Source organism: Shewanella sp. A22 (assembly GCF_053850585.1).
The window spans coordinates 1-19,368 of sequence record NZ_JBSQBN010000049.1 but is presented as its reverse complement, the minus strand read 5'-3'; the positions used below and the strand labels follow the sequence as shown (position 1 = coordinate 19,368).

Here is a 19,368-nt window from a genome sequence, read left to right as displayed (position 1 = left end):
ATGGTTTGCAAACAAGCCATAAACCTGCCTTTTTAAAAAAACAACAAAGCCAACAAATTGACAACATAAAAGCAACATCGGTATTTGTATCATACTCCTATGGCAATAAATATGTATAAAACAGACTTTGTGATCATCCCAACACAGCAATGCCTTATAGCCTAAAGCTTCACACTTTCTCACCTCAGGCTTGACTACCTCATGTTTGACCACTTGCTTTACTGCAACACTCTGCTGCGATGGCCATACCCACGCCTTTAATTATTGGAACTGGTATCAAGTTGTTTTGGTCCTCCTATATTAAGGCTAGACGCAAAATTCATTCTGTACACAATAAATTGTAGTAAATCAGTCACTATTGGGTTTGACTCATCACACTACCTTCAGATTCATTGTGCTGGCAATCTAACGATTAGCCTAGAACGATAAAATCAATGGATGATTTTGGCTGTTTTGGTTGGATATTTAAGCACATTTGCAAAAAGTAGTTAAAAATATAACCCAACGTCAGATCGCAATAATTGTTATTGCACATAAACAAAACATCTACACAACAATTGTTTAGTTAAATTGGTTAAGATAAAGACACGCTAAGGTAAACAAACTGTGACATTATTGAGTCAACATAAACACACTTTGTATTCTTATATAGACCAAATTACTATAAAATCAGCTTTGAAATTACTCGAGGCCACCCTTTTTAATGTTAAGATTTACAGTTATCTTCATCACGTTCGTCATCATGACGCCAACATCTATTGCCAACACAGCAAAAGAAAAAGTCATTTTTTACACCGAAACCTACCCGCCATTTCAATCCAGAAATCACCAAGGCAAATTAACAGGTTTTGCCATCGATATTTTACAAACAAGTCAGCAATACCTCGACTTTGATATCGATATACAAATAATGCCCTGGAGTCGGGCGTATAGAAATGCTAAAAAAAATCCTAATACGTTTATTTTTTCGATAGGAAAAACAGAACAACGTTTAAAAAGTTTCAAATGGGTAGATAACTTTTATACAGTGCAAGATGCCATTTATAAAAAGGCCTCTAGAACCGATATCAATATCACTAACCTCAGCGATATTGACCGCTACTCTTTGGCATTATCCCGGGATGATGTAGCGTTAGAGCGCCTCAATATTAACCACCAATATGCCAACATCTATATCGTATCAAACCAAATAACAGCCTTAAAAATGCTTAACTTTGATCGTGTCGATTTAATTTATAATAATGAAATAGGCTTTAAAGAAGTCGTCAATTTATTAGGATTAGAGCAGCGCGATTTTATTCCGGCATTCATCGCTCACCAAATTGACGTTGGCTTAGCAACGCATAAAGACACCCGTATCGACTTGTTAAATAAAATGAAACAAGCGATGAAAACTATGAGAAAAAATAACGAATTTGACGATATTGTCGCTAAGTGGTTTCCTAAATCTAGGCCGGTAAATATTATTGATACGACGATGCCAGGGCAACATAAGCCACTTAATCCAAGTTAAGTTAAGCAAATCGTTGAGTTACCACTCCTCACCACGCCCATGATCCCATGGGATTAACACATCAAAGTTTGGCCTATTTCATCGCAAACTGAATCAACGCAGCTAGCGAGGAAACTGGCGCTTTAAAGGTGTATTGTTAACCAAGCAATTGACTATTTTAATAGTCAAAACCTAACTGCGCTTTAATGCCTTCGTTAAAGGCATGTTTGATGGGTTGTACTTCGCTTACCGTATCAGCCAATTCAATAATGTCACGGTGGCAAGCACGGCCAGTAATAATGACATGTTGCATCGCTGGGCGGTTTTTTAAAGCCGTTAATACTCGTTCAAGTTCGATGTAATGGTAACTCACCATGTAAGTAAGCTCATCAAGCATTACCAAGTTAATCGATTCATCTTTGAGTAATTTTTCAGCCTCAAGCCAAGCTTCCATTGCCGCTTGAGTGTCTTTTTCTTTGTCTTGAGTTTCCCAAGTAAAACCCGTTCCCATAACATGAAACGCTACCCCTGCACCCTCCAATAAATTACGCTCGCCACAAGCCCAAGTACCTTTAATAAATTGCACTACCGCAGCTTTATGACCGTGGCCTACAGCGCGAGCTACAGAGCCAAAACCTGAGGTCGATTTTCCCTTACCATTACCAGTTAGCACTAACAAAATGCCTTTTTCATCTTGGGCTGCGGCAATTTTAGCATCAACACCTACTTTTACTTTTTGCTGACGGGCTTTATGGCGTTCGGCTTTAACTTGGTCTTGTGTCGTTTGATCGGTGTTACTTGTCATGCGATTATCCCTTTCAATGTGTTCATGTCCAAATGCGTTTCTAATACATCGGCAAGACGGTTGAGCTGTTGCTCGCGAATTTGGTTAATATTAATAGCCTGGCGACTCTTTAGGCCTGCCCATTGCAAAATAAGTTGGCATGACGCTGGCTCATCAAATAATCCATGCACATAGGTCGCCAAAATTTGTTGATCATCACTCACCATGCCATCGAGTTTTGTCATAGGCAAGGGCTCTTCGGCCACTTGTTTAATCAATATGGGCTGCGTTACGTCACTATGAGTAAGTGAAGACTCACCACAATGGATCTCGTAACCGCTAAACTCGGCCTGCTGCTCTTGTAAGCGTAAGTGACCCCTTACTTGAGTTAAGGTTTTACTCGCTGTTAATACGGTATTAATCGGCAATAAGCCCAATCCGTCACTGCAACCAGCGTCATCTTCAATGCCTAAAGGGTCATCAATAAGCTCACCCATCATTTGATAACCGCCACAAATACCGATGACTTTGCCGCCGTAACGTAAATGATGTTTGAGCTTAATATCCCAACCTTGCTGACGCATAAAAGTTAAATCCGCACGGACATTTTTACTGCCCGGCAGTATAACGACATCAGCTGCGGGCCAATGAGATGAATGACCCATAGACTGGAGGCTCACATAGTGAAAATCAATTTTGGGGTGTAAGCGCAGCGGATCAAAGTCGGTGTGATTACTGATGCTTGGGTACACCAAAACCAATACAGTTAACTTAACAGATGTGTCTGTTAATGGATTATTGGGTGCGTCAACCAATGCATCTTCAGCATCAAGATGTAAGTCATGCAAATATGGTAGCACGCCTAGTACTGGCTTTTGAGTGTACTGTTCAAGCCAATCAATACCCGGTTGTAATAAACTGATGTCCCCCCGAAAACGATTGATCACAAAACCTTTTACTCGGGCTTGCTCCGACGGGCTCAATAATGCCAAAGTACCAACCAAATGGGCAAATACCCCGCCTTTATCAATATCGGCAATGATGATCACAGGGCAATCAGCCTCTTCTGCAAAGCCCATATTGGCAATATCACCTTCTCGCAAATTGATTTCAGCAGGACTCCCAGCCCCTTCAATCACCACTAACGAATATTGCTGCTGTAAGCGCTGATAAGATTGCATTACCGCGGCTAATGCCAAGGCTTTATAATCTTGGCTTTGTGGGCCGAAAAAGGCCTTGGCGGCTAATGTGGTTAGCACCTTACCGTGAATAATAACTTGGGCACCGGTATCTGAACTTGGCTTTAATAATACGGGGTTAAAATCAGTATGAGGGGGAATATTACATGCAGTGGCTTGCAGTGCTTGGGCGCGACCTATTTCACCACCATCAATAGTTACCGCACTGTTTAATGCCATATTTTGTGGTTTAAAGGGGGCGACATTGATATTTTGGCGGACAAACAAGCGACATAAACCTGCAACAAGCGTACTTTTACCCGCATCAGAGGTGGTGCCTTGCACCATCAATGCACCACACAATGGTGATACGATTGGTGATTGAGCACTAGCGAGTATCATTATGCTTTTAGGGATAAAGGTAGGCCTGCAACCACCAAGGTAACTTGATCTGATATCGCCGCTATCGCTTGATTCAACCAACCCGCTTCATCAACAAAACGCCGATTGAGCTCACCCATTGGAACAATACCCGAACCCACTTCATTGCTGACTAACACCACATCGCTTTGTAACGTCAATAAGTTTTCAATAAGTAATGACTTTTGCGTGTCCCACGAGGCGCCATTATCTAACAATAAGTGATTGGTTAATAACAATGTCAGGCAATCAAGCAATATCACCTGTTGTGGTTTATCGATTGCCACTAGGGTTTGTGCAATATCATAAGCTTGTTCATGCAGTGTCCAACCATGAGGGCTAGACACTCTGTCTTGTTGATGTTGGTCAATACGCTCTGACATTTCTTGGTCTAGCGCCGTTGCCGTAGCTAAATACACACACTGGTAACCAATCGCGGCGTACTCTGCTACGCGTTGTTCGGCAAATCGACTTTTACCACTTCGTGCCCCACCTAACACCAAATGAATCATCAGCTTAACCCAATTGCTAAAATCACAAGATAACAGCACACTTCACTAATTTGTTGTGCTGCGCCTAAAGTGTCGCCAGTATAGCCACCTATTTGTTTACGGAAAAAACCACCTAACAAAATACGCACTAACCATAAGCCAATAAACAACACAAATGCGACGACACCATTAAGCCATAACAATACAAAAATACCGCTGGCGATTAAAATAAATAAGTCGTTTAGCTGTTGATTCTGCGCAATCGGTTTTGACTTACTCGTGTCGTCATCTCGAACATATTGCTCACTAAAAATCAAACTTGCTGCCACAACACGGCTTAACGTATGGCCCACAATTAGCGCGCTTACCGCTGCCATTGGACTGTATAATGCTAACTCTACCAACAATTGCCATTTCAGTACCAGTACTAAAACCAACGCTAGGGCACCATAACTGCCTAAGCGTGAATCTTTCATAATACGCAGCTTATCTTCTACCGTCCAACCACCACCCAATCCGTCAGCTGTGTCAGCTAAACCATCTTCATGAAAGCCTCCGGTCACTAACACACCTGCTACCATTGCCAGCAAAATCGCAATACTCGCTGGTAAAAGAAACTGGGCAAGCCCAAACACCAGTGAACAAATTAAACCAATGCATAAACCAACTACGCCAAAATAGCGGCTGGCTTGGTTTAATTTATCACTGTCTATCACAACCCAAGATGGAACCGGGATCCGAGTAAAAAAACTCATCGCCACAAAAAATAAATTTAACTGCCGCAACCATTTTATCTCGCCAGACATGTTATTCCCTAAACCACATTATTTACGCCAGCATCATCGAAACTGGCCATTTGATTGTAAAAATTCACCGCGGCTTGAATTAATGGTAACGCTAATGCCGCGCCAGTACCTTCTCCAAGTCTTAATCCCAACGACAGCAATGGCGTTGCGTGTAACTCTTGCAATAAGCGCTTATGCCCTTGCTCTGGAGACTCATGGGTAAACACTAAATAGTCTCTTGATTGTGGGTATAATTTTACTGCAACTAATGCAGCAGCAGTAGCGATAAAACCATCTATTAATACTAATATTTTTTGCTCCGCAGCGGCTAAAATCGCACCGGTCATTTGCACTATTTCAAACCCACCAACATGAGCCAAAACAGCCTCTGGCGAGACTAATTTATCTTGATGCAAATCAAGTGCTTGATTAATTAATTTTGTTTTAATAACCAAGGTTGCATCGTCAATGCCAGTGCCTCGTCCAACACATTGTTCAACATTGATATTGAGCATAGCTGACATTACCGCAGCTGCAGCAGAAGTATTGCCAATCCCCATTTCGCCCAAGGCAATAATATTGCAACCAGCATCAACATGACGGCTAACCAACTGGCGGGCAAGCTCAAACCCCAAGGCGACTTTTTCAAGCGACATTGCGGCAGTCAAATGCATTGCGTTAGTGCCCGCACCTAAGCGTTGATCAATTACTTTGGCTTGGTCTGTTAGTGGCTGTAATATTCCACAATCAATTATCTCCAGCTCAAACCCAACTTGACGACAAAACACATTAATTGCCGCACCGCCTTGAACAAAATTTTGCACCATTTGAGTGGTCACTTCACTTGGCGCAATCGACACGCCGTAAGCGGCAATACCATGGTCGGCAGCAAACACTAACATCGTTGGTTTAGTGATTTCCAGCGGTGTGCTCAACGACTGTTTATCGCCGCTGTACTGCACCCTAGCAATTTGTAATGCTAATGGTTCAAGTTGCCCTAAAGCGCCTAATGGCTTGGTTTTTTGATTTATCTTATGTTGAATAAGGTCATCAACATTAGGTTTAACAGGCGCTATAACAAACATGAACACTCCAACTACTTGGGCAAAAATCAATATGATATGCAACCAAATGCATATCAACATATCTCAACGATTAACGGCGTTGACGTAAAATAAACAAGAAAAACACACTGCCTAAAGCAGCGGTAATAATACCGACTGGTAATTCTTGATTAAACAAAATACATCGTGCTATGACGTCAATCCACACCATAAATAATCCCCCCAACATCGCGGTTAAGATCATCGGCTGACGCCCTGAAAACAATAGCCTAACGGTATGAGGGATCATCAAGCCCACAAAACCAATCCCCCCACAGGTCGCCACTAACATAGCAGTAATAAGTGAGCACAGTAACAACATACTTAAACGCAACTTTGCCACATTAATGCCTAAGGTATGAGCGGTTTCGTCACCAGCTTGCAACGCCATTATTTGCCGCTTAAATATCAACATAATCAATAAGCTCACACCAACTGTAACACTAGGCAGTAATAAATTAGTCCAGCTTGCTTTAGCAAAACTGCCTAAACTCCAAAATAATACTGAGGCAGCTGCCTGCGGGCTAGAAAAATACAACAATAAGCTCGTGAGCGCACCAAACAAAAACGAAGTTGCCACACCAGACAACAGCATACGTTCCACTTGGCTTGTTCGACCAGAACCCGACAATATAAACACAATTAATACCGATAAACTGGCGCCGATAAATGCCCCAATCGGAATACTTAATGTCGACCAAGACCACCAAGGTTGCGCAGTAAAACTAGGAGCAATAACAAGCGCGTCTGATAACATCTCAGCAAACACCCCTGTTTGGCTAAATAATGACACTACCAACACCGCACCAAATGACGCCCCTGAACTTATACCAAACAAGTATGGATCAGCTAACGGATTGCGGGTCACCGTTTGCAATACGCTGCCAGCAATAGACAACCCAGCTCCAGCCACAAAGGCCAATAAAATCCGCGGAAAGCGTAATTCAAGCACAATACGTTGGGTTAACTTAATATTATGCTCACTGCTATGTGTCAAACTTGGTATGTCGCCACTCATTAAGTGATTAAATACCATTAATACGTCATTTAGATGAATGTTGGCCGCACCAAAACTCGCGGCCAATAAAGGAGACAGCAAAGTGGCAAAGACCAACAAACTGAAAAAGAGATAATAGCGACGTTGTGATGCATCAATCATGTTCTGAGCATCCTTTCTGACTTGCTTGGTAACCATAAAAGTAGCTAATAAGCGGTTTACCGTGTTGTGGGTGACGATTAATCTCGCAACATACGCCAAACACCTCACTAATTTGCCGTTCGGTTAACACATCTGTTGGAGTGCCTTTAGCAATTAATTTCCCCTTATCGAGCAACAATAATTTATCGCACATTGCGCTGGCTAGATTCAAATCATGAATAGACGCAATAACACTAATACCTAAAGATTTAACCAGCTCAAGAATTTGAATCTGATAACGAATATCTAAATGATTGGTCGGTTCATCTAAAATAAGTATTTGAGGCTGTTGCACGATGGCGCGAGCGATCAATGCGCGTTGTTTTTCGCCGCCAGATAACTGCTCATACTGTTGCAGTGCTTTTTGCTGAAGACCCACTTTAGTTAATGCACTTAACACACGCTCACGGTCTTGCGCGGTATTAGGGTCAAACAAGCCTTTATGAGGTATTAACCCCATTGTCACTAATTGTTCGGTTGTGACATCAAAATAATGCGGAGTATCTTGCTGCACTACCGCAATAGTTTGCGCTAACACCTTAGATGAAAACTCACCGATGGGTTTAGAGAAAATGTCAATGTGACCGCTCGTCGGCACAATATAACGATACAAACAACGTAACAAGCTCGACTTACCGGCGCCATTGGGGCCAATTACCCCTAACATTCGGCCCTTAGGCAAACCAAAATGAATATCTGCCAAAATCGTTTTATTATCGACTTGCCAAAAAAGATGATTTACATCCAATACCGATTCAGACATGCAAGTCGCCTCGCCATGTCCAATTTATTAACACATACATCGACTAAATAACTCCCCTAAGTCACCCGCTTAGGTATGAATGTTGAGGTGATTCAAAGCTGGTATCTGACTTATGTACCAATACATCATTGGTCCACCTACAGTTGCGGGGACAGTTTGGGCTTATCCCAATTCCCAATACCTTGAAAAACACAATCATTAAGGCGCTGGCATTGTCGCCGTTTGTGGCCAATGCAATGTAAAGCATACCTTGGGTTGAAGTGCTTGAAAGCTAGATGAAAACGCATCACTGTCGCTCTGCTCAGTCCAAAACACATCAAGCGACATAATAGCAGCATAGGGGATGGCAAGGTTAGCAAATAATCCATTGGTTTTCCCCGCATTAAGCACATACCCCATAATGCATCGCATTACGCCTCCATGGGTTACCACCAATGCTTGCGGTATTGACGCATCGGCGTCATCCTGTTGAATTAACGCTTGCTGCAAATGGTCTACAATGGTCATTAATCCCTGTTTAACCCGCTCAGCAAAATCGACCACGCTCTCACCTTTATCAGGGGTGTTTTCAACCTTCCATGGGTCCTGCCAATAGGCATCAAACTGGCTTGGGTTTGCACGATAAATATCATCAAATGCTTGGCCATCCCATACACCAAAGTTAATCTCTTGCAAGTCTGACAAAAGGTGCAAAGGCAACGCTAATTGTTGTGACGCTTTGGTAGCAAACGTTTGGCAACGCACTAAAGGCGAGCTAAAAATATGGCTTATGGGTCGCGGCATGCAAGCAAAAGCATGGCACATTTTGTCGTGCCCTTGTGGCGTTAATGCTACATCTATTTGGCCACGCGCAATTTCACCGCCTTCACACTCGCCGTGACGTAAAAACACTATCTTGGCTTGTTTCATTTAAATAAACCTCAACTCAGAATAATAAACGCTAATCAGCCTTGCTCTGACAGTAAAATTTCGCGTACTATGGACGTCTATACGTTTATATGTCCAAAATACCATCTTAATAGATAATCATTTAGCATGATAATCATTGTACACAACAAATATAAGTAACTTGATAGGCAAGTGTTATATGAAAATGTTGTACACAACAATAATGTTATCGCCCTACTATTGTAAAAATAAGGGTATGCTTATCTCAATCAAGGTATCAAGCAACATAGTGATAAAAAGGTAACTGTTATGGCGAAATCGACTTCTTACAGTCAAACACTTAAACAACTTAATGCATTGTTAGCGCAGCGTATTGTGATTCTAGATGGCGCCATGGGCACCATGATCCAAGACTATAAGTTGGAAGAAGAAGATTATCGTGGCGAGCGTTTTAAAGATTGGCATTGCGATGTTAAAGGCAACAATGACTTATTAGTACTCAGCCAACCGCAAATCATTAAAGATATTCATACTCAGTACCTGTTAAACGGTGCCGACATTATTGAAACCAACACCTTTAATGCCACCACCATTGCCATGGCCGACTACGATATGCAGTCACTGGCCGCTGAAATTAACCTTGCTGGCGCCCGAGTCGCCCGCCAAGCAGCAGATGAAGTAGCAGCACAAACCGGTTCACCACGTTATGTTGCCGGCGTATTAGGCCCAACCAACCGTACCTGTTCTATCAGTCCAGACGTTAACGACCCTGGGTTTCGTAATGTCAGTTTCGATCAATTAGTTGAAGCTTATGTCGAATCAACCAGCGCCTTAATTGAAGGCGGTGCCGATATCATTATGGTTGAAACCATTTTTGATACCTTAAACGCCAAAGCCGCCCTGTTTGCGATTGAAAAAGTATTCGATCAACTTGGCGATCGCTTACCTGTCATGATCTCGGGCACGATTACCGACGCATCAGGCCGCACACTAACCGGCCAAACAACCGAAGCCTTTTATAACTCTTTACGCCACATCAAGCCGTTATCGATTGGCCTTAACTGCGCCCTTGGGCCAAAAGAGTTGCGTCCGTACGTTGAAGAATTGTCACGTATTGCCGAATGTTATGTTTCCGCCCACCCTAATGCTGGCTTACCCAACGAATTTGGCGGCTATGATGAAACCCCAGAAGAAATGGCCGAAGTCATTAATCAATGGGCGCAAGAAGGCATGCTCAATATTGTCGGTGGTTGTTGTGGCAGTACACCGGCTCACATTAGTGCCATTCGTGAAGCTGTACTCCGACACGAACCAAGACAGATCCCAGATCTTCCAGTCGCGTGTCGTTTATCGGGCCTAGAGCCACTCACCATCGATAAAAACTCGCTATTTGTTAACGTTGGCGAGCGCGCTAACGTGACCGGTTCGGCTAAATTTTTACGCTTAATTAAAGAAGAAAAGTTCGAAGAAGCGTTAGATGTCGTGCGCGAGCAAGTTGAAAACGGCGCGCAAATTATCGACGTCAACATGGACGAAGGTATGCTTGATGGCGTGGCGTCAATGGCGAAGTTTTTAAACTTAATCGCCTCTGAGCCCGACATCTCTCGCGTGCCAATCATGATTGACTCATCAAAATGGGAAGTAATAGAAGCGGGCCTTAAATGCGTTCAAGGCAAGTCGATTGTTAACTCTATTTCGATGAAAGAAGGCGAAGCCAAGTTTATTGAGCAAGCGACCTTAGTGAAACGCTATGGCGCTGCTGCCATTGTTATGGCCTTTGACGAAGACGGCCAAGCCGATACGCGTGAACGTAAAACCCAAATTTGTACCCGTGCTTATCGCATTTTGGTCGATGTTGTTGGCTTTCCACCAGAAGACATTATTTTCGACCCTAACATTTTCGCCATTGCCACCGGTATTGATGAACACGACAACTATGCCGTCGACTTTATCGAATCGATAAAAGATATCAAAGCCACCCTGCCACACGCAATGATCTCCGGTGGCGTGTCTAACGTGTCATTCTCGTTCCGTGGTAACAACCCAGTACGCGAAGCCATTCACGCGGTATTTTTATACCATGCCATTCAAGCAGGCATGGACATGGGTATTGTTAACGCAGGTCAGTTAGCCATATACGATGATATTGACCCAGAGCTCAAAAAGCGGGTTGAAAACGTAGTCCAAAACTTACCTTGCCCGGTTGCCGACTCAAGCAATACCGAACAACTACTCGACATCGCTGAAAGCTTTAGAGGCGACGGCTCACAAGTGGCCAAAAAAGAAGACTTAGCATGGCGCAGTTGGCCGGTGTCGCAACGTTTGTCACACGCATTGGTCAAAGGCATTACCGAATTTATTGATGAAGACACCGAAGCTGCCCGCCAAGAAGCGGTGCGCCCGCTCGATGTGATTGAAGGGCCGTTGATGGACGGCATGAACGTGGTCGGCGACTTATTTGGCGCGGGTAAAATGTTCTTACCGCAAGTGGTCAAATCGGCTCGGGTAATGAAAAAAGCCGTCGCTTACCTTAATCCTTATATTGAACTTGAAAAGGTGGCTGGCCAGTCAAACGGGCGAATTTTAATGGTCACCGTAAAAGGCGATGTGCATGACATCGGTAAAAATATCGTCGGCGTGGTACTGGCTTGTAACGGCTACGAAGTGGTCGATCTTGGGGTTATGGTATCGGTCGATAAAATTCTCGATGCAGTAAAAGAGCATAATATCGACATCATCGGCATGTCAGGTTTAATCACCCCAAGCTTGGATGAAATGGTTCACAACGTGAAAACCTTCCACCGTGAAGGCTTAACCATCCCTGCAATTATTGGTGGGGCAACCTGCTCTAAAATTCATACTGCGGTAAAAATAGCACCGCATTATCCACACGGTGCCATTTACATTGCCGATGCATCACGTGCTGTGCCTATGGTGTCGAAACTGGTTAACAACGAAACACGTCAAGCCACCATCGACGAAACCTACGCAGAATACGATATAATGCGTGAAAAACGTTTGTCGCAAACCAAGCGTAAAACAATTGTATCGATTGAAGCTGCGCGCGAAAATCGTTGCAAACACGACTGGGACAGCTACACCCCATTCACGCCTAATGTATTAGGCCGACAAGTGTTTGATGACTATCCGCTAAAAGACTTAGTTGAACGCATCGACTGGACACCGTTCTTTAGAAGCTGGGAGCTGCACGGTCATTACCCAGAAATTTTAAATGACAAAGTCGTTGGTGAAGAAGCGGTTAAATTATTTGCCGATGGCCAAGCCATGTTGAAGCAAATTATTGCTGAAAAGTGGCTTACCGCCAAAGCAGTAATCGGTTTATTCCCAGCCAATACCGTCAACCATGACGACATTGAACTGTATACTGATGAAAGCCGCACCACATTGGAAATGACCACTCATCATCTACGTATGCAGCTTGAACGTGTCGGTAACGACAACTTCTGTTTATCAGACTTTGTTGCACCAAAAGATTCAGGCGTTGCTGATTACATGGGCGGTTTTGCGGTAACGACGGGGCACGGTATTGATGAACATGTAGCTCGGTTTGAAGCCAATCACGATGACTACAACGCGATTATGCTTAAATGCTTAGCAGACCGTTTAGCCGAAGCTTTTGCCGAGCGCATGCACGAACGTGTTCGTAAAGAGTTTTGGGGTTATGCTGCGGATGAAGTACTCGACAATGAAGCGTTAATTCGCGAACGTTATAAAGGCATTCGCCCTGCACCAGGTTACCCAGCATGCCCAGACCACACTGAGAAAGGCTTATTATGGGATTTACTCAAACCCGATGAAACGATTGATTTGAACATCACCGAAAGCTTTGCCATGTACCCAACCGCTGCCGTTTCTGGCTGGTACTTTGCCCATCCTAAATCACGCTATTTTGGCGTGACCAATATTGGTAAAGATCAGGTTGAAGACTACGCTAAGCGTAAAGGCATGACGCTAGAAGAGACTGAGCGATGGTTGGCACCTATATTGGATTATGATCCAGAATAGAGAGCTATCCTGAATAAAGAGTACTCCCAATTAGGGAGTATTCCCGAATAGAGAGTGATTAAAAATAAAGAGTAACCTTGAGTCATCACGGTTACTCTTTTTTATGTCCAAACTTAGTTTGGATTAAGCTCACAAGGTCCCATCCGACACGGGCCTGCGACCACCAACCTAGCGGTGCTTCGCCCACACCAGACCAAAAGAAAGCCAAAGGTACCTCTCTCATGGATCACTCAACCAGATTGTTGCCCGAGGACTTTGACTTGTTTGGATACTATTATTGATAAGTGCTGCCATTGTGTTTTAGCCAGCCGCCTGGGTGTTGTCCGCGTGGATCGTGATGAGTCCAATGGATGACGCCACCTTTGTTATTAAATTCATAAACACCGTAAAACTCGACCGTATCGCCAACATTTAGGCCATCTATCCGTGATGCTAAATCAATATTATGGGCAACGAGTAAGGTGGTACCGCTGGCTATTTTCAAAATAAATCGTTGGTGGCGACTGCCTTTTAGATCATCGGCGAGCACTTTTATCACCTCACCAGCCCCAGCTACCTGAGCATTACTCTGTTGATTATCAATGGCATTTTGTAACGTACTATCACTGCCAGTGGTATAGCCAGCATAAACGTTTTGTACAATTTGAGTGGTTTCAACGTTTTTGCCTAAATAGCCAAATAACGCAATACCAAGTAAGCAGATAACTAAGATTTTTTTCATGTTTATCAAATCCTTTTAAACAACAATCAAAATGATGTTAAGCCAAAAACGCGATAGTTTATCGCGTTTTTGATGAGTAATCTCATGTCCAAAATCTATTTTATTGATTCTAGCCATTGATTAAATGATGACGCAGGCATAGCGCCTGATTGCTGTGCAAGCACTTTGCCTTGTTTAAATACCATCAAGGTCGGAATAGATCGAATATTAAATTGCCCAGCTAAGGCTTGCTGTTCTTCAGTATTAAGTTTACCAAAACGGAATTTGGGTTCCCATTTTTTAGCTGCTTGAGCAAACACCGGCGCAAAGTTTTTACACGGACCGCACCAGCTGGCCCAAAAATCAACCACTAATGGTAGCTCTGATTTATTAGCATGGTGGCTAAAATTGGCAGCGGTTAACTCTATAGGTTCACCAACAAACAGACTCTTTTTGCATTTTCCACAAGTAGGTTGTTGTTCAAGACGTTCTTCCGGCACGCGATTTAAGGTATCGCAATGGGGGCAAGCTATAATCATGATTAGACCTCATCAACTTCATTATTGAGACTCTTTAATCATAAACCTTGTTGGTGTGTTAAACGAATAATCGTTTTAATTTATTATATTATGGCCTGCGGCCACCAACGTCGTGGCGCTTCGCCCACACCAGATCAAAGGGGTAAACCGCATTCTTGTTCATCAATAAGCCTTTGCAAACCCTCAGCGTTTCGGCAATTTTTCGCTTTTTAACCAAACAATAAGCAGCGAAAAATTGCGACGGAAATAGCTCTAGCTTTTGACTTCGTTTGCAGCCTGCTTCGGCCTATCTTATTAGTAAAGAGTGAAAATGCTAACGCTTCCGATGGGGTGTCCCTTCCCCTCGAAAGCTAGCTCGCTCTGATAGGCAGGATGCCTGAATGCCTTGAAGCACATGGATGTGCGTGAAAGACCATGGCCAGCTCACGCATTCTTTTATAAAGAGTCTTCAACGGCCTCAAGTTCAGAGTTGAATTTTGGCATTTCAAGCTGAGGCATCTAACTCATTTATGGACATTTCCGTGTTAGATCTTTAACTCTAATTCGTGAGTTTCAGGTTAAATTTTCTATGGGTAACGAGCCTGTAGAATTACTCGTTTTAAAATTCATTTTGATTAATGAATAAACAATATCTGAGTTTATATTTTGATTCAATTATTTAGTGATGTGTAGATTATTATTTAACATGCAGTTTTGTTGGTTTTTTAGTGCGCTTTAGGGGTAATTGAGGCGGGTTTGAAGTGTTTTTTGAGGTAAAAAGGGCTTACCCTTCTTAGTGCATCGCCTGTTGCAGCTTTTCTATATTATGAACAAGGCAGTACAGTTGCCACTGGGCATTAACTTTGGCTTGGCCGCGTAAGGTCAATTTATTCATGCCTTTGTTAACAGTAATATTCCCGAAAACAGGCTCAATACAGCCTAGTCGCTTGCTATATTGCCGCCGCCCCATTGGGCTGTCTATTTTCGCTTTCATCTTGTCGGTGTAACTCAGTTTTTTCCGTGAGGCATCATTTTTAAACTGCACTTGCCGACCATCGCCATAGCAGGATTAAGTGTGTGACACCAAACCAAAGGCATGATGGTCTTGATGTTGGAATACTGGCGAAGCGAAAAGCGTTGTATCAGACAAAAAGAAATGAACATCCAGAGCTATGGTCAAAAGAAGAGCGAAACTGGCAGCCAATAGGCGCTGTGGAGTTAAATCCAGAGCAACATAAAGAAGCTGCTTAACAATTTAGGCGACAACTGTCTTGAAAAACGCCGCAACCGCGCGCTGTTCAGCGTCGGTTGGCTGTGCTTTGTTAGGACTGCGATTATGCATGCCAGTTGATATCAATTTTTTTATGTGTAGCTACACAGTCACGTAAATACAAATTAATAAGGCTCTGGTAAGGAACACCTGACTCTTCAGCCATACTTTTGAAGTATGAAATAACGTCTTCCCCAAGCCGCATAGTGACTGATTTTTTTAGCTTACTTGCGTAAGGGTTTTTACGCGATTTCATCGCAGATAAATCATATTCATCTTTCATAATTAATCCCCTCTCAGGTAATGTTTACTTTCGTTTTTTGTTGCCTTTCTAGCTGAGATTACCCTTATGGTATTTCCATCATCACGTTCACAATGACATACAATAAGTAACCTAGTTTCATTACTCATTCCAAGCATCAAAAACCGATCTTCAGCTTCGGAGTTCTCTTGATCGAAGAATTGCACAGCAAAATCATCAAAAAACACAGATTTAGCTTCTTCGAAAGAAACCCCGTGCTTTTTTATGTTTGTAACAGCTTTAGCTGCGTTCCAATCGAATTTAATCATATGTACATTGTATGTACGCAAGGTGGGATTGTCAAAGTAGCCCTTACGCTTTTTATAAATGGCGCGCGTTTTTGCGCGTCCAGTGAAGGCCGTTTTTTGGCCGTAACGATATTTAATAAACTTGTTAGAGCTACGTATCCAACTGAAGCTCATCCCAATTATCTTCTACACCGTAAACCCAGTCTATAGCCTTACGTCTTGCTTCGATAACTCCTAAATCAAGCTTACTAACATTACCTTCTCGATAGCATTTTTTTGTGTACCAATGCAGTCGATAGAGTAAATCGCACTCTCTTTGTATTTCTTCAATCGATCGTAACTCTGCACTTTCAATAAAGCTGGATGGATCTTTGCCAAGTGGAAAATTATCAGCTAAATCCTCATCACAGTAATTGAAATGATCTAGTTCGACTAGTCCAAGGCACCAAGCCAAAGCTTGAATTGATTCAGGTAACCAAGAGTATTCATTTTTAACTTTATCGCTAATTTGTTCGACTTCAAGGGATTTCTTTTCTGTACTGGTTACAGACTTCCCCCATAATTGATATTGCTCCAACTGTTCAATAAGATCTTCCCTATCTGCATCATAAATTAAGCCAACGACGTAACCGATTGCACACGCTCTTGAGGCTACTTGTCGAGGGGATTTAGGTTTGACCTCAGATAGTCCCTCAATTGCAGGGAGATTAAGATTTGTTTCAATTTGCAAAGAAGCTAAATGTTTTTCATTTTCTTCCTTGAGCTTTACGAGATCCATTACAGTTACCAAGTAGTTCTAACGAGCCTGTAGAATTACTCGTTTTTAAACTCATTTTGATTAATGAATAAACAATATCTGACTTCCTATTTTGATTCAATCGTTTAGTGGTTTCTAAATTATTACTTGAAATACAGATCTATTGGGGCTTTTAGGGGGATTCTGAGGCGAGTTGGGAGCGCTTTTGAGGTAAAAAAAGCTTACCCTTCTTAGTGCATCGCGTGTTGCAGCTTTTCTATATTATGAACAAGGCAGTACAGTTGCCACTGGGCATTAACTTTGGCTTGGCCGCGTAAGGTCAATTTATTCATCCCTTTGTTGACCGTAATTTTGCCAAACACAGGTTCGATACAGCCCAGTCGTTTGCTATATTGCCGCCGCCCCATTGGGCTGTCTATTTTCACTTTCATCTTGTCGGTGTAACTCAGCTTTTTCCGTGAGGCATCATTTTTAAACTGCACTTGCCGACCCGTTTTTATCGGCGGTTTTCGCATGCATTGCTGTTGCAGCGGGCAGATTTTGCAATCTTTTAAATAACCGGAAGCGTTAGTATTTTCACTCTTTACATCAAGATGGGCCGAAGAACACCAAAGCGAAGTTAAAAGCTGGATCTATTTCCGTCGCAATTTTTTCGCTGCTGTTGTTTGGTTAAATAGCGAAAATGTTGCGGGGCGGCTGGAAGTTCCAAGAGGGAACAGCCGTTGGTTTCCTCTTGGTCTGGTGTGGGTGAAGCGCCACGACGTTAGTGGCCGCAGGCCATAATAAGAAAAAGCTGACTCAAACTGTTCAGCAAACAGTACTTAAACCTTAAGTCGCCACATATCAAAAGCTTCTTGGCAAAGCTGTTCTCTAAATTTAGGATGAGCAATGTCGATAAGCGCACGAGCTCGTTCTCGTAACGATTTACCGCGTAAATAAGCGGTTCCATACTCTGTGACAATATAGTGCACATGCGCACGGGTGGTTACCACGCCAGCGCCTGGCGATAATACTGTAGCAATCCGCGACACACTTCCGTTGGCGGCTGTACTGGGTAATGCGATGACAGAACGGCCGCCTTCAGAAAGCCCTGCCCCGCGTATAAAGTCCATCTGACCACCTACACCTGAGTATATTTGAGTACCCAATGAATCAGCACACACTTGCCCTGAAATATCGACCTGTAACGCTGAGTTTATTGACATTACATTCGGATTTTTACGAATAATCGCCGTGTCATTAACCTGCTCAATATCCATGAATATCACCGAAGGATTGTCATCAACAAAGTCATAAAGTCGCTGGCTACCCAATGCAAAGCCTGTCACTGTCTTGCCGGGATGTACTTTTTTACAGCTATTGTTTATCACCCCAAGCTCAACCAAATTAAGCACGCCATCAGAAAATAGCTCGGTGTGAACGCCTAAATCTTTATGTTTGGTTAAACACCCCAACACTGCGTCTGGGATTGCGCCAATGCCCATTTGCAAACAAGCACCATCACGCACCAATTTGGCCACATTCTGACCAATAGCTAAACTGGTGGCATCGCTCGGGGCAAATAGATGTTGCGGTAATGGCTTGCTTTGCTCATACACTGCCGCGAGTTTATTGTAATGAATAAAACCGTCACCATGAGTACGAGGCATCATAGGGTTAATATGGGCTATGATTTTACCCGCCACTTGGCAAGCAGCTAAGGTGGCTTCAACCGATATGCCTAACGAACAAATGCCATGTTTATCAGGTGGGGAAACTTGAATGATTGCGGTGTCGATATGCTGTTCGCCAGAACGAAATAACTTGGGCACTTCTGAGAGAAAAATCGGCACATAATCGGCATCACCTTGTTGCAATAACGCGCGAGTGGGTAAACCGGCAAAAAAACAGCGATGGCGAATATGCTCCCTTAAACGGGGATCACTTAGCGACTCAGCGCCCTCGGTATGTAACTGTAATAGCGTTAAACCATGCTTTGTTAATGCATGTTGGGCTAACGCGTCTAACAATAATGTTGGGGTTGCCCCCATGGAGTGAGTCCACAAGGTTTCACCGCTTTCAATCAAAGAGACGGCTTCAAGGGCACTACTACAAATAATTGGTTTCATCAATATTACTCAAGGTCATTAAGCTATTTGTAGTGTAAGGGTTAAATTAACGCTTTAATAGTGTTAACGATAGTAACTATGAGCTAGAACATAGAGTTGAGAAATAGAGACATTACAAGGCATATTTCTATAATAAATGATACTTAACGGGTGTCAGTTTCAATTAACTAAAACAACTCAATAATGTAAACCGCATCATTAATGAAGTGGGTATAATACCAATCTCATTAAATATCTGGTCAGTTCAGAGTCTCTCAGGTTTTTCAATTCAAGGCACATTGATGTAGAAATGGTTGTTGCCTTTTAAATCGATGTAACACAGAAGTGGAATACCTGAG

17 protein-coding genes, 3 pseudogenes and 1 riboswitch are annotated in these 19,368 nt (G+C 42.9%); of the genes and pseudogenes, 3 read left to right on the top strand and 17 right to left on the bottom strand.

Annotation, left to right across the window (positions count from 1 at the left end; genetic code table 11):
* Positions 1–703: 703 nt before the first annotated feature.
* Positions 704–1,513, top strand: a complete 810-nt coding sequence (locus ACWXWT_RS10715; protein WP_456041575.1) for a substrate-binding periplasmic protein — start codon at positions 704–706, stop codon at positions 1,511–1,513.
* A 157-nt stretch (positions 1,514–1,670) separates the two neighbouring features.
* Here the strand turns inward: ACWXWT_RS10715 and cobO are convergent, their stop codons facing one another.
* From cobO to ACWXWT_RS10675, 8 genes are all read right to left on the bottom strand, one after another.
* Positions 1,671–2,297: a cob(I)yrinic acid a,c-diamide adenosyltransferase gene (gene cobO, locus ACWXWT_RS10710; RefSeq protein ID WP_456041574.1), complete on the bottom strand. Its 627-nt coding sequence runs from the start codon at positions 2,295–2,297 to the stop codon at positions 1,671–1,673.
* The gene (locus ACWXWT_RS10705; protein ID WP_456041573.1) at positions 2,294–3,856 is read right to left on the bottom strand and encodes a cobyric acid synthase; all 1,563 of its coding nucleotides are present in this window, start codon (positions 3,854–3,856) and stop codon (positions 2,294–2,296) included. The genes cobO and ACWXWT_RS10705 overlap by 4 nt, the downstream gene beginning before the upstream one ends.
* On the bottom strand, positions 3,856–4,386 hold the full coding sequence (gene cobU, locus ACWXWT_RS10700) for a bifunctional adenosylcobinamide kinase/adenosylcobinamide-phosphate guanylyltransferase (protein ID WP_456041572.1): 531 nt from the start codon (positions 4,384–4,386) through the stop codon (positions 3,856–3,858). The genes ACWXWT_RS10705 and cobU overlap by 1 nt, the downstream gene beginning before the upstream one ends.
* Positions 4,386–5,171: an adenosylcobinamide-GDP ribazoletransferase gene (locus ACWXWT_RS10695; RefSeq protein WP_456041571.1), complete on the bottom strand. Its 786-nt coding sequence runs from the start codon at positions 5,169–5,171 to the stop codon at positions 4,386–4,388. The genes cobU and ACWXWT_RS10695 overlap by 1 nt, the downstream gene beginning before the upstream one ends.
* Positions 5,172–5,179: 8 nt before the next feature.
* Positions 5,180–6,235, bottom strand: a complete 1,056-nt coding sequence (gene cobT / locus ACWXWT_RS10690; protein WP_456041570.1) for a nicotinate-nucleotide--dimethylbenzimidazole phosphoribosyltransferase — start codon at positions 6,233–6,235, stop codon at positions 5,180–5,182.
* A 70-nt stretch (positions 6,236–6,305) separates the two neighbouring features.
* Positions 6,306–7,412, bottom strand: coding sequence for a FecCD family ABC transporter permease (locus tag ACWXWT_RS10685; protein WP_456041569.1), 1,107 nt, complete (start codon positions 7,410–7,412; stop codon positions 6,306–6,308).
* Positions 7,405–8,214 (bottom strand): ABC transporter ATP-binding protein, encoded by an 810-nt coding sequence (locus ACWXWT_RS10680; RefSeq protein ID WP_456041568.1) that lies wholly within the window; start codon positions 8,212–8,214, stop codon positions 7,405–7,407. Before ACWXWT_RS10680 ends, ACWXWT_RS10685 begins: the two co-directional genes overlap by 8 nt.
* 79 nt (positions 8,215–8,293) lie before the next feature.
* Positions 8,294–8,414, bottom strand: a riboswitch (cobalamin riboswitch).
* A complete protein-coding gene (locus ACWXWT_RS10675) occupies positions 8,413–9,123 on the bottom strand; it encodes a histidine phosphatase family protein (protein WP_456041567.1) in 711 nt (236 codons plus the stop codon). Its footprint overlaps the riboswitch before it by 2 nt.
* A gap of 288 nt (positions 9,124–9,411) precedes the next feature.
* On the opposite strand from ACWXWT_RS10675, the gene metH reads away from it, so the two are divergent.
* Positions 9,412–13,128: a methionine synthase gene (metH, locus tag ACWXWT_RS10670; RefSeq protein WP_456041566.1), complete on the top strand. Its 3,717-nt coding sequence runs from the start codon at positions 9,412–9,414 to the stop codon at positions 13,126–13,128.
* Positions 13,129–13,219: 91 nt separating this feature from the next.
* On the opposite strand, the gene ACWXWT_RS10665 is transcribed toward metH, so the two are convergent.
* The 4 genes and pseudogenes from ACWXWT_RS10665 to ACWXWT_RS10650 form a co-directional block, all read right to left on the bottom strand.
* Positions 13,220–13,351 (bottom strand): hypothetical protein, encoded by a 132-nt coding sequence (locus ACWXWT_RS10665; protein WP_456041565.1) that lies wholly within the window; start codon positions 13,349–13,351, stop codon positions 13,220–13,222.
* Between the two features lie 51 nt (positions 13,352–13,402).
* A complete protein-coding gene (locus ACWXWT_RS10660; protein ID WP_432281665.1) occupies positions 13,403–13,849 on the bottom strand; it encodes a DUF3465 domain-containing protein in 447 nt (148 codons plus the stop codon).
* Between the two features lie 95 nt (positions 13,850–13,944).
* Positions 13,945–14,367, bottom strand: coding sequence for a thioredoxin TrxC (trxC, locus tag ACWXWT_RS10655; protein WP_456041564.1), 423 nt, complete (start codon positions 14,365–14,367; stop codon positions 13,945–13,947).
* A gap of 772 nt (positions 14,368–15,139) precedes the next feature.
* Positions 15,140–15,400 (bottom strand): annotated as a pseudogene (locus tag ACWXWT_RS10650) (transposase); the annotation flags it as partial.
* On the opposite strand from ACWXWT_RS10650, the pseudogene ACWXWT_RS10645 reads away from it, so the two are divergent.
* Positions 15,397–15,597: pseudogene (locus tag ACWXWT_RS10645) on the top strand (IS3 family transposase); the annotation flags it as partial. The pseudogenes ACWXWT_RS10650 and ACWXWT_RS10645 overlap by 4 nt on opposite strands.
* 83 nt (positions 15,598–15,680) lie before the next feature.
* Here the strand turns inward: ACWXWT_RS10645 and ACWXWT_RS10640 are convergent.
* The 5 genes and pseudogenes from ACWXWT_RS10640 to ACWXWT_RS10620 all read right to left on the bottom strand — a co-directional run bounded on the left by ACWXWT_RS10640 (position 15,681) and on the right by ACWXWT_RS10620 (position 19,030).
* Entirely contained in the window at positions 15,681–15,899 is a 219-nt protein-coding gene (locus ACWXWT_RS10640; RefSeq protein WP_033078690.1) for a CopG family antitoxin, read from the bottom strand.
* Positions 15,900–15,901: 2 nt separating this feature from the next.
* Positions 15,902–16,339, bottom strand: a complete 438-nt coding sequence (locus tag ACWXWT_RS10635; RefSeq protein ID WP_456041563.1) for a BrnT family toxin — start codon at positions 16,337–16,339, stop codon at positions 15,902–15,904.
* Positions 16,317–16,943: a DUF4272 domain-containing protein gene (locus ACWXWT_RS10630; protein WP_456041562.1), complete on the bottom strand. Its 627-nt coding sequence runs from the start codon at positions 16,941–16,943 to the stop codon at positions 16,317–16,319. The genes ACWXWT_RS10635 and ACWXWT_RS10630 overlap by 23 nt, the downstream gene beginning before the upstream one ends.
* 209 nt (positions 16,944–17,152) lie before the next feature.
* Positions 17,153–17,488, bottom strand: a pseudogene (locus ACWXWT_RS10625) (transposase); the annotation flags it as partial.
* A gap of 255 nt (positions 17,489–17,743) precedes the next feature.
* The gene (locus ACWXWT_RS10620; RefSeq protein WP_456041561.1) at positions 17,744–19,030 is read right to left on the bottom strand and encodes an acetyl-CoA hydrolase/transferase family protein; all 1,287 of its coding nucleotides are present in this window, start codon (positions 19,028–19,030) and stop codon (positions 17,744–17,746) included.
* Positions 19,031–19,368 lie beyond the last annotated feature (338 nt).

What these genes read in the sequence shown, in the direction of transcription:
- cobO (WP_456041574.1), bottom strand. Translation starts at nt 2,297, where the DNA reads ATGACAAGTAACACCGATCAAACGACACAAGACCAAGTTAAAGCCGAA.
- ACWXWT_RS10630 (WP_456041562.1), bottom strand. Translation starts at nt 16,943, where the DNA reads ATGGATCTCGTAAAGCTCAAGGAAGAAAATGAAAAACATTTAGCTTCT.
- trxC (WP_456041564.1), bottom strand. Translation starts at nt 14,367, where the DNA reads ATGATTATAGCTTGCCCCCATTGCGATACCTTAAATCGCGTGCCGGAA.
- ACWXWT_RS10620 (WP_456041561.1), bottom strand. Translation starts at nt 19,030, where the DNA reads ATGAAACCAATTATTTGTAGTAGTGCCCTTGAAGCCGTCTCTTTGATT.
- ACWXWT_RS10640 (WP_033078690.1), bottom strand. Translation starts at nt 15,899, where the DNA reads ATGAAAGATGAATATGATTTATCTGCGATGAAATCGCGTAAAAACCCT.
- ACWXWT_RS10685 (WP_456041569.1), bottom strand. Translation starts at nt 7,412, where the DNA reads ATGATTGATGCATCACAACGTCGCTATTATCTCTTTTTCAGTTTGTTG.
- ACWXWT_RS10635 (WP_456041563.1), bottom strand. Translation starts at nt 16,339, where the DNA reads ATGAGCTTCAGTTGGATACGTAGCTCTAACAAGTTTATTAAATATCGT.
- cobT (WP_456041570.1), bottom strand. Translation starts at nt 6,235, where the DNA reads ATGTTTGTTATAGCGCCTGTTAAACCTAATGTTGATGACCTTATTCAA.
- ACWXWT_RS10680 (WP_456041568.1), bottom strand. Translation starts at nt 8,214, where the DNA reads ATGTCTGAATCGGTATTGGATGTAAATCATCTTTTTTGGCAAGTCGAT.
- ACWXWT_RS10665 (WP_456041565.1), bottom strand. Translation starts at nt 13,351, where the DNA reads ATGAGAGAGGTACCTTTGGCTTTCTTTTGGTCTGGTGTGGGCGAAGCA.
- cobU (WP_456041572.1), bottom strand. Translation starts at nt 4,386, where the DNA reads ATGATTCATTTGGTGTTAGGTGGGGCACGAAGTGGTAAAAGTCGATTT.
- ACWXWT_RS10695 (WP_456041571.1), bottom strand. Translation starts at nt 5,171, where the DNA reads ATGTCTGGCGAGATAAAATGGTTGCGGCAGTTAAATTTATTTTTTGTG.
- metH (WP_456041566.1), top strand. Translation starts at nt 9,412, where the DNA reads ATGGCGAAATCGACTTCTTACAGTCAAACACTTAAACAACTTAATGCA.
- ACWXWT_RS10660 (WP_432281665.1), bottom strand. Translation starts at nt 13,849, where the DNA reads ATGAAAAAAATCTTAGTTATCTGCTTACTTGGTATTGCGTTATTTGGC.
- ACWXWT_RS10715 (WP_456041575.1), top strand. Translation starts at nt 704, where the DNA reads ATGTTAAGATTTACAGTTATCTTCATCACGTTCGTCATCATGACGCCA.
- ACWXWT_RS10705 (WP_456041573.1), bottom strand. Translation starts at nt 3,856, where the DNA reads ATGATACTCGCTAGTGCTCAATCACCAATCGTATCACCATTGTGTGGT.
- ACWXWT_RS10675 (WP_456041567.1), bottom strand. Translation starts at nt 9,123, where the DNA reads ATGAAACAAGCCAAGATAGTGTTTTTACGTCACGGCGAGTGTGAAGGC.